This is a genomic window from Streptomyces sp. JNUCC 64, assembly GCF_054484115.1.
Genome location: NZ_CM137015.1, coordinates 1,542,824 through 1,557,317, shown reverse-complemented (window position 1 = coordinate 1,557,317; position 14,494 = coordinate 1,542,824). Strand labels below are relative to the sequence as shown.

Annotated in this window: 8 protein-coding genes; 4 read left to right on the top strand and 4 right to left on the bottom strand. The window is 75.7% G+C overall.

Translation table 11 applies throughout. The features are described from left to right. The first annotated feature begins 151 nt into the window (after window positions 1-151). The 3 genes from ACVWNX_RS06165 (at window position 152) to ACVWNX_RS06155 (ending at window position 5,128) form a co-directional block, all read left to right on the top strand. The gene (locus ACVWNX_RS06165; RefSeq protein WP_454412857.1) at window positions 152-2,509 is read left to right on the top strand and encodes a terpene synthase family protein; all 2,358 of its coding nucleotides are present in this window, start codon (window positions 152-154) and stop codon (window positions 2,507-2,509) included. Window positions 2,510-2,900: 391 nt separating this feature from the next. Continuing rightward, complete coding sequence (locus ACVWNX_RS06160; RefSeq protein WP_454412856.1) at window positions 2,901-4,028, top strand: M24 family metallopeptidase; 1,128 nt, start codon at window positions 2,901-2,903, stop codon at window positions 4,026-4,028. A gap of 32 nt (window positions 4,029-4,060) precedes the next feature. Continuing rightward, the gene (locus tag ACVWNX_RS06155; protein WP_454412855.1) at window positions 4,061-5,128 is read left to right on the top strand and encodes an aminoglycoside phosphotransferase family protein; all 1,068 of its coding nucleotides are present in this window, start codon (window positions 4,061-4,063) and stop codon (window positions 5,126-5,128) included. 150 nt (window positions 5,129-5,278) lie between these two features. Here ACVWNX_RS06155 and treZ read toward each other — a convergent pair whose 3' ends face one another. Beyond that, complete coding sequence (treZ, locus tag ACVWNX_RS06150; protein WP_454412854.1) at window positions 5,279-7,024, bottom strand: malto-oligosyltrehalose trehalohydrolase; 1,746 nt, start codon at window positions 7,022-7,024, stop codon at window positions 5,279-5,281. 366 nt (window positions 7,025-7,390) lie between these two features. Here treZ and ACVWNX_RS06145 point away from each other — a divergent pair, with 366 nt between their 5' ends. After that, entirely contained in the window at window positions 7,391-7,903 is a 513-nt protein-coding gene (locus ACVWNX_RS06145) for a DUF1707 and FHA domain-containing protein (protein ID WP_454414649.1), read from the top strand. A 39-nt stretch (window positions 7,904-7,942) separates the two neighbouring features. Here ACVWNX_RS06145 and ACVWNX_RS06140 read toward each other — a convergent pair whose 3' ends face one another. The 3 genes from ACVWNX_RS06140 to glgX form a co-directional block, all read right to left on the bottom strand. Further along, window positions 7,943-9,193, bottom strand: coding sequence for a M14 family zinc carboxypeptidase (locus ACVWNX_RS06140; RefSeq protein WP_454412853.1), 1,251 nt, complete (start codon window positions 9,191-9,193; stop codon window positions 7,943-7,945). A 459-nt stretch (window positions 9,194-9,652) separates the two neighbouring features. Then, window positions 9,653-12,076 (bottom strand): malto-oligosyltrehalose synthase, encoded by a 2,424-nt coding sequence (treY, locus tag ACVWNX_RS06135; protein ID WP_454412852.1) that lies wholly within the window; start codon window positions 12,074-12,076, stop codon window positions 9,653-9,655. Between the two features lie 54 nt (window positions 12,077-12,130). Continuing rightward, window positions 12,131-14,470 (bottom strand): glycogen debranching protein GlgX, encoded by a 2,340-nt coding sequence (gene glgX, locus ACVWNX_RS06130; RefSeq protein ID WP_454412851.1) that lies wholly within the window; start codon window positions 14,468-14,470, stop codon window positions 12,131-12,133. Between the last annotated feature and the right edge of the window lie 24 nt (window positions 14,471-14,494).

The following is a 14,494-nucleotide window of genomic DNA, read 5'->3' as shown; positions in this document are numbered from 1 at the left end:
CGTACGCAAGTCCGTACGGAGTGCGGATGTCCGACCGTCGAGCCGCCCCCGACCTGGGTGTTCGACGTCCGTCCGCTCGTCGTTTCACGCTATGGAGTGATCATGGGATGAGTCGTGGATGGTCCGGTGGGGGCGGGGTAGTGCGGGGGCCATGACCCAGCCGTTTCAGCTGCCGACGTTCTACATGCCGTACCGGGCCCGTCTGAATCCCCATCTGGAGGAGGCCCGGGCCCACACCCGTGAGTGGGCCCGGGGGATGGGGATGCTGGAGGGGTCCGGCATCTGGGAGCTCCGGGACCTCGAAGCCCATGACTACGCCCTGCTGTGCTCCTACACCCACCCCGACTGCGACGGCCCCGCCCTGTCGCTGATCACCGACTGGTACGTCTGGGTGTTCTTCTTCGACGACCACTTCCTGGAGGCGTTCAAGCGCACCCAGGACCGGGCGGGCGGCAAGGCGTACCTGGACCGGCTGCCGCTGTTCATGCCGATGGACCCGGCGGCCCCGGTGCCCGACCCGGTGAACCCGGTCGAGGCGGGCCTCGCCGACCTGTGGGCCCGCACCGTGCCGTCGATGTCCCGCGACTGGCGCGAACGGTTCGCGGAGAGCACCCGGAACCTGCTCAACGAGTCCCTCTGGGAGCTGTCCAACATCAACGAGGGGCGCGTCGCCAACCCCGTCGAGTACATCGAGATGCGGCGCAAGGTGGGCGGCGCGCCCTGGTCCGCCGGGCTCGTCGAGTACGCCGCCGCCGAGGTGCCCGCCGGGGTGGCGGCCACCCGTCCGCTGCGGGTCCTCATGGAGACGTTCTCCGACGGGGTGCACCTGCGCAACGACCTGTTCTCCTACCAGCGGGAGGTCGAGGAGGAGGGCGAGCTGAGCAACGGGGTCCTCGTCCTGGAGACGTTCTTCGGCTGCACCACCCAGGAGGCCGCCGGGATGGTCAACGACGTCCTGACCTCGCGTCTCCACCAGTTCGAGCACACCGCGCTCACCGAGACCCCGGCGGTCTGCGCGGAGAAGGGGCTCGACCCCGTGGAGTGCGCCGCCGTGGCCGCCTACGTGAAGGGCCTCCAGGACTGGCAGTCTGGCGGCCACGAGTGGCATCTGCGCTCCAGCCGTTACATGAACGAGGGCGCGGTGTCCGCGCGCGGGCCGCTCGACGGGCCGACCGGCCCGGGGACCGCGGCGGCGCGGGTCGGGGAACTGCTGGCCGCGCTGGGCGCCGAGCGGCTGCGCGCCCACGTCCACGTCCCCCACCGGGTGGGCACGCCGGTCCTGCCGGACTTCGAGCTGCCCTACCGGACGACGCCCAGCCCGCACCTGGCGGCGGCCCGGGAGACCGTCGTGGACTGGTGCCACGCCGTCGGCGTCACCGGGGAGGGGGTGTGGGACGAGGCCGCCCTCAGACGGTACGACCTGGCCCTGTGCTCCGCCGCGATCGACCCCACGGGCACCCGGGAGGCCATCGACCTCAGCGCGGCCTGGCTGGCGTGGGGCACCTACGGGGACGACTGGTACCCCCGGGTGTTCGGCCCCGCCCACGACCTGGTGGGGGCGCGGCTCCTCACCGAGCGGCTGAAGGCCCTCATGCCGCTCGACGGGCCCTTCCCGGCCCCCGTACCCGTCGCCCCCGCCCCGCTCCCCGTGGCCCCGGGACTCCCCGGCGGCCCGTCCTGGCGCTCCGCCGTCACCCCCCGGCCGGTACCGGCGCCGACCACGGTTCCGACCGCTGACGCGGGGGCCGGGGAGGTCGTCCCGGTGAACGCGCTGGAACGCGGGCTGGCCGACCTGTGGGCGCGGACGGCCGGTCCGATGGGCCGGGACGACCGGGTGAGGTTCCGCGACGCGGTCGGGGTGATGCTCGACTCCTGGCTGTGGGAGCTGGGCAACCAGGAGCAGCGCCGCGTCCCCGACCCGGTCGACTACCTGGAGATGCGCCGGGCGACGTTCGGCTCGGACCTGACCATGAGCTTGTCGCGGATCACCCGGGGGAAAACGATTCCGCGGGAGGTCTACGAGAGCGGTCCGATGCGTTCCCTCCAGAACGCCGCGATCGACTACGCCATGCTGGTCAACGACGTGTTCTCGTACCAGAAGGAGATCGAGTACGAGGGCGAGGTGCACAACCTGGTCCTCGTCGTACGGAACTTCTTCGGCTGCGGCTACCCGGACGCCGTCCGCGTCGTCCACGACCTGATGAACGGACGGCTCCGCCAGTTCCAGCACGTGAACGCCCACGAACTGCCCGTCCTCTACGACGACCTCGGCCTCGACGACCGGACGCGGGAGGCACTCGCGGAGTACGTCACGGACCTGGAGAACTGGCTCGCGGGCGTGCTGACCTGGCACCGGGAGTGCCGCCGGTACGCCACCGTCCACCTCTCCCACGGGGCGGGCCTGCCGAAGCCGCCGTCCGGGTGGACGCCGACCCGATCCCCGGTCCGGGCCGTACTGCCCGCGCGCCCGGCCCCGCTGTCCGCCCGGGGGACGGCTGTCGTGGGGTGAGCCCCGCTACCCCGCCCCACGGCCGGTACGGCCCGGAACGGACCGGGTAGGCCCCGGGGGCACGACGACCCGGCCCCCGGGTCGCGCCGTGCCCCGCTCCGCCCACGGCGCGCGTGCCCACGCCCGGCCCGGAGACGGCCCCCGGGGCCGGGAGACGGCCCCCGGGGACCGGGACGGTGACCGTCCGGCGCGGGGACGGGACCCGGCGGAGACGGCCATCGCCTCGCCCGGCGATGGCCACGCCCGGAGGCGGGCACGGCCCCGTGACGGACACGGGCGGGGTCCGGGAACCCGGTCGCGCCGACCGCCTCGCGCGGGCAGGATGCTGTCCGGGGCCGGTCCGCGCGCGGGGCCCTCCCGCCGAGCGGACCCCGGACGACGGGAGACGCCGATGGCCAGCAGCACCTTCGAGCCGTTCACGGCGGACGACTACGCGGCGCGCATGGCCCGGGCCGCGCGGGACGCCGCCGACGCGGGCCTCGACGGCCTCCTCGTCGCCCCCGGGCCCGACCTCGTCTGGCTCACCGGGTACCGGCCCACCGCGCTCACCGAACGCCTCACCGTGCTCGTCCTCGTCCCCGGCCGCGATCCCGTCCTGGTGGTCCCCACCCTGGAGGCCCCGGACGCGGCCAGGGCCCCCGGCGCCGCCGCCCTCACCCTGCGCGACTGGACCGACGGCCAGGACCCCTACGGCGCCACCGCCCCGCTGCTCGGGCCCCGGGGCCGCTATGGGATCAGCGACAACGCCTGGGCCATGCATCTGCTCGGCCTCCAGAACGCCCTGCCCGACACCGCCTACACGGCGCTCACGACCGCGCTGCCGATGCTGCGCGGGGTCAAGGACGCGGCCGAACTCGCCCGGCTGGAGGCCGCCGGGGCCGCCGCCGACGCGACCTACGAGGAGATCAAGAAGGTCGCCTTCGCCGGACGCCGGGAGACCGACGTGGCGGGGGACCTGGCGGACCTGCTCCGGGGCTTCGGCCACGAGCAGGTGGACTTCACCGTGGTCGGCTCCGGTCCCAACGGGGCCGACCCGCACCACGAGGCGGGCGACCGGGTCATCGCCGAGGGGGACATGGTCGTCCTCGACTTCGGCGGTCTGCTGCACGGCTACGGCTCCGACACCTCGCGCACCGTCCACGTCGGCGAACCGGACGCCACCGAACGGGCCGTCCACGACACCGTCCGCGCCGCGCAGGAGGCCGGGTTCCGGGCGGTGCGCCCCGGGATCGCCTGCCAGGAGGTCGACCGGGCGGCCCGCGCGGTCATCACGGACGCCGGGTACGGCGAGTACTTCATCCACCGTACGGGGCATGGGATCGGCGTCACCACCCATGAGCCGCCGTACATGATCGAGGGGGAGGAGCGTCCCCTGGTGCCCGGGATGTGCTTCTCCGTCGAGCCGGGCATCTACCTTCCGGGCCGATTCGGCGTCAGGATCGAGGACATCGTGACCGTCACCGAGGACGGCGGTCGCCGACTCAACGACAGCGCGCGCGAGATGGCCATCGTGCACTGATCCGCGCCATGGACCGGCCCTGGAAACGAGAGATGCAGCGACCTCCCACTGATGACCGGAGAAGCGTCGACTCAGCCCCGCCTCCCGGCCCCGAAGCGTTCCCCGACGACCGGACGTCCCCCGACCCCGAGACCGCCCCCGGCGGCCGACCACCCCACGCCCCGCCGCCGGGCCGCCCCCCGCGTCCCACCGACGAGGAGGCGCGGCGCCTGGTCCGCGCCGCCCTCGAAGGCGCCCCCACCGCCCCGGACGGCGCCGCTTCGGACGGCCCCCGGGTCCGTCCCGTCGACGAGGGCGGCGAGTTCTTCGGCTGGTGGGCGGGGGCCCGGCACGTGCTGCGCCTGGCACCCGACCGCGACGCCTCCCTGCGGCTCCGGCGCGAACTGCGGCTACGCGAGCTGATCCGCCGTCAGCTGACCGTGCCGGTCCCCGTCAGCGTCGCCTCCGGCCTCTGGAACGGCTCCCTCGCCTACACGCTCGACCAGCGGCTGCCCGGTGCCTCCGGGGAGGACGCCCCCGTGTCGGCGGCGGGGGAGTCGGACCTCGCGGCCCTGCTGTCCGGACTGCGGGAGACGTCCGCGCGGGACGCGCTGGCCCTGGGGGTGCCGAGGGTCCCGCCGCGCTCCCTGGACAAGCTGCGGGCGGACGCCCGGCACGCGGCGTGGCTGCTCGTCCCCGACCGGGAGTTCGACGTGGCGGGGCTCGCCCGACTGACCCCCCACGCCGTCGCGCAGCTCGCCCCCCACCCGGGCGAGACGCTGACCCACGCCGACCTCAAGGGGGAGCACCTGAGGGTCACCGGGGACGGCCGGGTCTGCGGCGTCCTCGACTGGACGGACGCCGGGGTGGGGGACCCCGCCGAGGACATCGGCGGACTGGCGGTCTCCGTCGGGGCCCCCGCCGCGGTCCGCGCGGCGACCCTCGCGGGCTACGGCGCCCGCGCGTGCCTGCGGGGCCTCTGGCTGGCCCGCTGCGACACGGTGATCCGCCTCGCGGAACGGCTGCACGGCACCGACGACAGCCCGGTGCCGCTGCTGCGCGCCCAGCTGGCCCGCGCCTGGGAGCCGATCCTGCTGGAGCTGCTGGGCGACGAGGACTGATCCCGGGGCGTCGCCCCTCCCGTCGCTTCCGTCCCCTCCGGCACCGCTGACGCCGCCGGAGGGGGCGCGCTCCCGGGGAGACCTGCCGCGTCCCGGAGCGAAACGCGGTGACGGCGCCCGACGCGCCCCCGCCCGGGGCGGGCCGGGCGCTCAGGTCTGGAGCAGCACGGCGCAGGACTCCCCCGGGACGGTGAGCAGTCCGTCCGGGCCGGGCGGGGCGAGCGCTTCCCAGGCGGCCAGCACCCGGGCGGGGCGGGTGCCGAACGGGACGGTGACCTCCCCGGCGGAGGCGTTGACGACCACCCGGACGTCCCCGCGCCGGAACGCGATCCAGCGGGCCTCCTCGTCGCACATCACCCGCACCGCCGTCAGGTCCGTGTCGGTGAGGTCGGGCAGCGAACGCCGCAGCGCGATCAGCTCCCGGTACCAGCCGAGCATCCGCGCGTGGACGCCCTCCGTCCGCTCCGGCCAGCGCAGACAGGCCCCCTCGCGGGTCGCCGGGTCCTGCGGGTCGGGGACGTCCCCGGGCGCCCAGCCGTGCGCCGCGAACTCCCGCCGTCTGCCGGTGCGCACGGCCCGCGCCAGCGCGGGGTCGGTGTGGTCGGTGAAGTAGGGCCAGGGCGTCGTCGCCGCCCATTCCTCGCCCATGAACAGCATCGGGGTGAACGGGCCGGTCAGGGTCAGCGCCGCCGCGCCCGCCAGCAGCCCCGGGGAGAGGGTCGCGGCGAGCCGGTCGCCGCGCGCCCGGTTGCCGATCTGGTCGTGGTTCTGCGCGTACCCCAGCAGCCGGTGCGCGGAGACCCGGGACCGGTCCAGGGGGCGGCCGTGGCGGCGGCCCCGGAACGACGAGTAGGTGCCGTCGTGGAAGAAGCCGCCGGTCAGCGTTTTGGCGAGGGCCTCGAACGGCGCTTTCGCGAAGTCCGCGTAGTAGCCCTGCTCCTCCCCGGTGAGCGCGGTGTGCAGGGCGTGGTGGAAGTCGTCGTTCCCCTGGGCGTGCACCCCGAGCCCGTGCCGCTCCCGGGGGGTGATCAGACGGGGGTCGTTGAGGTCGGACTCCGCGACGAGGAACAGGGGGCGGCCCGTCGCGCCGGCGAGGGCGTCCACGGCCGCCGACAGCTCCTCCAGGAACGGGTAGGCGCGGGTGTCCCGCAGCGCGTGCACGGCGTCCAGCCGCAGCCCGTCCAGCCGGTAGTCCCGCAGCCAGGCCAGCGCGCTGTCCCGGAAGTAGGACCGCACCTCGTCGGAGCCGGGCGCGTCCAGGTTCACCGCCGCGCCCCACGGGGTGTGGTGGGTGTCGGTGAAGTACGGGCCGAACGCGGAGAGGTGGTTGCCCGAGGGGCCCAGATGGTTGTGGACCACGTCGAGCACCACGCCGAGGCCCAGCTCGTGCGCCCGGTCGACGAACCTCCGCAGCCCCGCCGGACCCCCGTAGGGCTCGTGCACGGCCCAGGGCGCCACGCCGTCGTAGCCCCAGCCGTGCCGTCCGGGGAAGGGGCACACCGGCATCAGCTCGACATGGGTGATCCCGAGGTCCGCCAGGTGCTCCAGCCGCTCGGCCGCCGCGTCGAAGGTGCCCGCGCGGGTGAACGTGCCGATGTGCAGCTCGTACAGCACGGCCCCCGGCAGCCCCCGGCCGCGCCAGGGGACCCGCCACACATGGGCGTCCCCGTCGACGACGGCGCTGAGCCCGTCGGGGCCGTCGGGCTGGCGACGGGAGCGGGGATCGGGCAGCACCGGTCCGCCGTCCAGCCGGAATCCGTACCGGGTGCCGTCGGCCGCGTCGGCCTCGCCCGCCCACCAGCCCGCCCGGTCCGGGTCCCGCGCCAGCGCGCGCACCGCGTCGTCCACGTGCAGGACGACCTCGTCGGCTTGTGGTGCCCACACCTCGAACAGCACGGACGACGCTCCTCGTTCCCGGGTCTTCCGGGTTCTCTGGTGTTCTCTGGGTCCGGGTTCCGGGTCCCGGATTCCGGGTTCCCGTCCATGGTCGGGCACGGACGGCCCGGAAGGCCCCGCGCAGCGCCGGGAGCGGGCCGGAACCCGGCCGCCCGGGCGCACGGTTCACCGCACCGGGTGCCCCGGGCGGGGGCCGTCGCGGGGGAGGGGCGGGCGTGTGGACACCCCGGGGCGCGCTGTCCGACAATCTGCCCTGTGACGCCGCCCTCCGAGTCCTCCCCGCCGTCCCCGCCCGCGTTCCCCGCCGTCTCCCCGGAGCCCACCGGCGGCGACGGGCTCCCCGGGCATCCGGGCCATCCCGCGCGGATCTCCGACACCGACCGGGACCGGGCGCTGACCTCGTTGCGGGAGGGCGTGGCCCAGGGACGGCTGTCGCAGGACACCTACCAGCGGCGGATGGAACTCGCCCTGGTCGCCCGGCACGCCGACGAACTGGCCGTCCTCACCGCCGATCTGCGCTCCGAGCGGGGCTGGTCGCGGGCGGTGCTCGACGGGGTGTCCGCCGTCTCGGGGTTCAGGGAGCGGATGCGCCGGGCGTGGCGCGGCGAGCGGCTCCCCAAGCTCCAGTTGCCGGGCCACATGGCAAAGCAGCCGCTGCGGATAGGCCGGGACCCGGGCAACGGGCTGCGGCTGAACCACGAGACGGTGTCCCGGGTCCACGCGGAGCTGTTCCACCAGAGCGGGCTGTGGGTGCTGCGGGACCTGGGGTCGACCAACGGGACCACCGTGAACGGGCGGCGCGTCGTCGGCTCGGCGGTGGTGCGCGACGGGGACCACGTCGGCTTCGGCCATCTGGTGTACCGGCTCACCGCCGGGTGAGGCCGGGGCCGGGCGCCGGGAGGTGACGGGCCGTCGGTCTCAGGGCCCGGCGGGGCGGGCGTGCCGGGCGGCCGCCAGCACCGTGCGGACCTGGTGCTCCACCTGGTGCTCCAACGGTATCCACCGGGCCTGGAACCCTTCCGCGAACGTCTCGCACCACCGGGCGACCAGCCGTTCCAGCCGGGGCGCCGCGCGGTCGCCCTCGGCCTCCAGGGCGCGCAGCAGCATCGCGGCGGACCGCAGCGGCAGCCGCCGTCCGAAGGCGTCGACGTTGCGCACGTAGGCGGTGGAGGCGTCCGGGGGCGGGGGCCGGGACCAGTCCTCGGCGAGTCCGGGGGAGAGGTCCAGGGCCCAGCGGGCGGCCCGCAGCAGGGGGGCGTCCGGGGCGCGCAGCCGGGGCGCGGTCTCCTCGAAGAAGCCCGTCACCAGCCGGGCGTCGGCCCGCAGCCGCCCGGCCAGCCCGCGCAGTTCCCGGGCGGCGGCGGGGTGCGGGGTGTGGTCCCCGACCAGGTCGCTCGCCCACATCGGTACCTCGATCACGGCGGTCAGCCCGCCGTACCGGTGGGCGTGGTGCCAGGTGCTGGCGCGGGCGTCGTCGGGCAGGCTCGGGAACGCCACGTGGGAGCCGGGCGGCGGCATCACATGGACCCCGAGTCCGGAGGTGGGCCAGCCCGCCGCGTCCGAGGGGCCCACGTCCACCGGGATGTTCAGCTCCGCCGCGGACTTGCCGAACGGCTCCGCGAGTCCGGGGACGTCCCGGGTGAGCTGCACCCAGCTGCCACCGAGTTCGATGCTGTGCAGGGACACCTGGAGGTAGGGCCGGGTCCGGTCGATGACCGCCTTGATGGCCCGGGTCTCCGGCGGCAGCCTGCCGGGCGGCAGCAGGGACGGCGCCCACTCCGGCTGTTCGTGCCCCGGCGGACGGAAGAAGCGCCGGTGGTACTCCAACAGGGTGCGCGGCGCCGGGGTGCGGTGCAGGTCCGCGCCGTCCGGGTCGGCGCAGAGCAGGAAGTGCCAGGACAGACCGGTGCGCAGCGCCCGCTCGCGCAGCACCCGTTCGGCCAGTCGCAGGACCGTGGCGCCGCCGGTCGGCTCGTTGGCGTGGGCGCCCGCCACCACCAGGACGGCGGGCCGGGCGCGCCCCACCGACAGCAGATGGATCGGCCGTCCCCCTCGCGAGGTGCCGACCCTCCGCAGGGCGGCCGCCGAGGGCCGCCGGGCCGTCATCCGCCACGCCGCCGCCACCATCTCGGCCACCGTGGGATAGCGCTGCTCCGTCAGGTGACTCACCCCCGTTTGGTCCTCCCGCCGTGCATGCGCAGTAGTCCACGCGCGTGCGAGCCTGTCAAGGACATGACGCCCGCTCACCAGCCGAATCACTCCTTCGGGTGTATGCGGTGGTTACGTGGTTCGACGCAGGACGACCGGACGCGCGGGCCCGGACCCGGCCCCGCGAGGAGGGCCGGAAGGAGGCTGGACGGGACCGGGCGAGGGCCGGGCGGTGGACCGGAGCGAGGGCCGGACGGTGGACCGGAGCGAGGGCCGGACGGAGGGCGGGGCCCACGACCGGACGGGGGCGGGTCAATCACCAGGCGGGGCCGGGCCGACGACCGGACGGGACCGGGCCGACGACCGGTGGGGCGACCCGGGCGGGACTACCGGCCGGGACCGGGCAGGGAACGGCCGGAGACCGGGACGGAGGCCGGGGACCGGGCGGAGGGAGGGCGGCGCCGTACGCCGGACGGCGGGTCAGGGCGTGGCGTCCGCGCGCTGGAGGAGTGCCACCGGCAGGTCCGTCAGCAGCGCCCCCACCGGCACCGTCCCCGAGTGCGCCCGGCCCGGCGCCAGCAGGTCCCGCCAGCTGCCCCGGGGCAGCGTCACCGTGGTGGAGCCCCAGCCGCCCGCGTCGGCGAGCCGCCCCGACAGCCGGGTGACGGCCGTCAGCACCCGCTGGGCGCCTCCGGCGCGCGTGAACCCCACCCAGTGCCCGGCCGCGCGCCCCGTGGCGCGCAGCGGCGTGTAGGAGGCCCCGGCGCCGAACGCCTCCGGGTGCCGCCGTCGCAGCCGCAGCGCCACCGTCGTCAGGGCCGTCTTCTCGGCGGACAGCCCCCCTCCGGCCACCGGGCCGCCGCCCGGCTCCGGCGGCGGGCCGTCCGGCCCGCGCGCCGGACCCCGGTTGTCGGGGTCCACCAGCGCCAGGTACTCCTCCTCCGTCCCCTGGTACAGGTCCGGGACGCCCGGCACGGTCAGGTGCAGCAGCGCGGCCCCCAGCACGTTCGCCCGCACCAGGGGCGCCAGCGCCGCCCGGAAGGCGGCCACCCGCTCCGGCGCGGCGTCGCCCCCCGGGCCCGCCGTCACGAAGTCGGTGACCGCCCGCTCGTACCCCGGGTCCGGCTCGGTCCACGAGGTGCGCAGCCCCGCCTCGCGCACGTGCTTCAGCACCGCCCCCGCCAGCCTGCCCTCCCCCGGGAACCCCAGCGCCACCGCCGACTGCCAGGCCACCCACGCCACCCGGGGGTCCGGCGCCGGGCCGCCCGGGGCCCGCTCCGGGTCCCCGGTCAGCTCCGCCAGCAGCCCGGCCCACGCCGCCGGACGCTCGGTGAGGGCGGCCAGGGCGGCCCGGACGTCCCCGCTGCGCTTGGTGTCGTGGGTGGACAGCACCGTCCCGGTGAGCGGCCAGTCGCGCTGGACGCGCGCGTGGTGCGCGTGGAAGGCGTCGGGGTCCAGCGCGGGGGCGTCCGGGGCGCCGCCCACCTCGGTGGCCGACAGCAGCGGGGTGTACCGGTAGAAGGCGGAGTCCTCCACGGACTTGGCGCGCACCGCCGACGCGGTCTGCGCGAACCGCGCCCGGAACGCCTCCCGCTCCGGGCCGTCGCCGTCCGCCAGCAGCGACCGCACGGCGTCCACCGCCGTCGCCTCCTCCGCCACCGCGAACGCTTCCCGGGCCGCCCGTACGGTCTCCTCCGGCAGCACCCGCGCGGTGTCCCCGGCGCCGTAGGGGCGGTACACCCGCAGCCGGACCAGCAGCTCCCGCAGCGCGGTCCGCAGTGCCCAGGGCGCGTGGTCGCGCAGCGCCGGGTCCCCGGCGCACAGCGCGTGGCAGGCCCGGGTCAGCCGCGCCACCTCGGCGGCCAGCTCCCGGGTGACCACCCGGTGGGCGGCCCGGCGCGCGGTGGCCTCCCAGTGGCCGCCCCGGTCGGCCTCCGGGGCGACGAACTCCCGGTGCCGGTCGAGCAGCTCGCGGGCCCCGTCCGGGTCGGTGAGCACCCCGTCCACCGTCCGCAGCGCGTCGTACCCGGTGGTGCCCGCCACCGGCCACGAGGCGGGCAGCCGTTCCCCGGGGGCGAGGATCTTCTCCACGACCGTCCAGCGCCCGGCCGTCCCCGCGTCCAGCCGCCGCAGATACCCCTCCGGGTCGGCCAGCCCGTCCGGATGGTCCACCCGCAGCCCCTCCAGGACGCCCTCGCGCACCAGGGCCAGCACCTTGGCGTGGGTCGCCCGGAACACCTCGGGGTCCTCCACCCGCACCGCGATCAGCTCCGCGACGGTGAAGAACCGGCGGTAGTTCAGCTCGGTGCGGGCCAGCCGCCACCAGCCGAGCCGGTACCACTGGGCGGCCAGCAGCCGTTCCAGGGGCAGTCCCCCGGTGCCGGGGCGCAGCGGGAACGCGTGGTCGTGGTAGCGCAGCACGTCCCCGTCCACCCGCAGCGCGCCGAGTTCGTCACCGATCCGGCGGCCCAGCACCGGCAGCAGCACCCGGCCGCCCTGCGCCTCCCAGTCGATGTCGAACCAGCGCGCGTACGGGGACGCGGGGCCGTCGCGCAGGGTCTCCCACAGCGGCCGGTTGAGCCGGGGCAGCGCCGCCATGTGGTTGGGCACGATGTCCGCGACCAGCCCGAGCCCGTGGGCCCGGGCGGTCCGCGCCAGCGACCGCAGCCCGTCCTCGCCGCCGAGTTCGGCGCGCACCCGGGTGGGGTCCACCACGTCGTAGCCGTGGGTGGAGCCGGGCACCGCCTCCAGCACGGGGGACAGGTGCAGATGGGAGACGCCGAGCGCGGCGAGCCGGGGCACGGCCGCCTCGGCGGCGGCGAACGGGAAGGCGGGCTGGAGCTGGAGGCGGTAGGTGGCGGTCGGCGGGGCGGGCTCACGGGGCGCGACGGGCTGGGGGCTCATGGGCTCGTGGGTACCGGTGCGCCCGGCGCGCTGTCGCGGGGCCCGCCGGGGCGGTCACCCGGGCGGCGCGGCGGAGGGCCGCCGCAGGACCGCCAGGCTCCGGTCCACCAGGGTGATCCGCTCCCCGGCGGCCACCGGGGTTCCGCCGTCCGCCGCCACCGGCTCGGGGCGGGCCGTGTCGACGAGCAGCCGCCACCCCCGCCCGTGGCCGGTCGGCACCACGAAGTCCAGCGGCTCGGCGGAGGCGTTCACCATCAGCAGGAACGAGTCGTCGCGGATCCGTTCGCCCCGGGGCCCGGGCTCGGAGATCGCGTCCCCGTTCAGGAACACGCTCAGCGCGCGGGCCTGCGCCGCGCCCCAGTCCCGCTGGCGCATCACCTCGCCCTCCGGGGTGAACCACACGAGGTCCGACAGCTCGCCGGAGCCGCCCTCCACCGGACGGCCCCGGAAGAACCGCCGCCGCCGGAAGACCGGGTGGTCGCGGCGCAGCCACACCATCGCCCGGGTGAAGGCGAGCTGGCGCCGGGCGAGGGCGTCGTCCCCGTCCTCCCCGTGGCGGTCCCCGCCGCCTCCGCCGTCGCCGTGGCCGTCACCGGCCCGGCCGTCTTCGTCGGGTGCCGGCGCCGTGCCTGAGGGGCCCGTCCCAGAGGGGCCCGTCCCGGAGTGACCGGTGCCGGGGTCCGTCCCGGGGGAGTCCGTCCGGGAGGAGACCCCTGCGGAGGGGGCACCACCGGAGGAGCCCGTCCCGGTGGGCCAGCGGACCCAGGACACCTCGTTGTCCTGGCAGTAGGCGTTGTTGTTGCCGCGCTGGGTGCGGGCGAACTCGTCGCCGTGGCTGAGCATCGGCACCCCCTGGGACAGCAGCAGGGTGGCCGTCATGTTGCGCATCTGGCGCTCCCGCAGCGCGCGCACCCCGGGGTCGTCCGTCTCGCCCTCCACCCCGCAGTTCCACGACCGGTTGTGGTCCTCGCCGTCCCGGTTGTCCTCGCCGTTGTCCTCGTTGTGCTTCTGGTCGTACGACACCAGGTCGCGCAGGGTGAAGCCGTCGTGGCAGGTGACGAAGTTGACGGAGGCGTGGGGGCGCCGCCCGTCGTCCTGGTAGAGGTCCGAGGAGCCGGTCAGCCGGGACGCGAACTCCGCGAGCCTGCGGGGTTCGCCGCGCCACAGGTCGCGGACCGTGTCGCGGTACTTGCCGTTCCACTCGGTCCACAGCGGGGGGAAGTTCCCGACCTGGTAGCCGCCCTCGCCCAGGTCCCAGGGCTCGGCGATCAGCTTCGCCCGGGACACCACCGGGTCCTGCTGCACCAGGTCGAAGAACGACGACAGCCGGTCCACCTCGTGGAACTGCCGGGCCAGGGTCGCCGCGAGGTCGAAGCGGAAGCCGTCCACCCGCATCTCGGTGACCCAGTAGCGCAGCGAGTCCATGATCAGTTGCAGTACCTGCGGGGAGCGCATCAGCAGCGAGTTCCCGGTGCCGGTGGTGTCCGTGTAGTGGCGCCGGTTCTCCGCGAGCCGGTAGTAGGACGCGTTGTCCAGTCCGCGGAAGGAGAGCGTGGGGCCGAGGTGGTTGCCCTCCGCGGTGTGGTTGTAGACCACGTCGAGGATCACCTCGATGCCCGCCTGGTGCAGGGCCCGCACCGCCGACTTGAACTCCAGCACCTGCTGCCCCCGGTCGCCCCAGGAGGCGTACGCGTTGTGGGGGGCGAAGAAACCGATGGTGTTGTAACCCCAGTAGTTGCCGAGTCCCATCCCGACGAGCCGGTGGTCGTGGACGGACTGGTGCACCGGCATCAGTTCCAGCGCGGTCACCCCCAGCTCCGTCAGGTGCTCCAGGACCGCCGGATGGGCGAGCGCCGCGTAGGTGCCGCGCAGCTCGTCCGGCAGCGCCGGGTGCGTCATCGTCAGGCCCTTCACATGGGCCTCGTAGACCACGGTGCGGTGGTACTCCGTCCGGGGCGGGCGGTCGTCGCCCCAGTCGAAGTACGGATTGACCACCACCGAGGCCATGGTGTGCGCCGCCGAGTCGAGGTCGTTGCGCCGGTCGGGCGACCCGAAGGGGTACCCGTACACCTCCTCCCCCCACTCGACTGTGCCGCTCATGGCCCGCGCGTAGGGGTCCAGCAGCAGTTTCGCGGGGTTGCAGCGCGGTCCGCGCTCCGGCGCGTACGGGCCGTGGACCCGGAAGCCGTAGCGCTGACCCGGCATCACCCCGGGCAGATAGGCGTGCCGGACGAACGCGTCCGTCTCGCGCAGCTCCACCCTGGTCTCGGAGCCGTCGTCGTGCAGCAGGCACAGCTCCACGCGGTGGGCGGCCTCGGAGAAGACCGCGAAGTTGGTTCCGGCGCCGTCGTACGCGGCACCCAGCGGATACGCCTGTCCCGGCCAGACCTGCATGGGGGTGTCGGTCCCCTTCCCGCC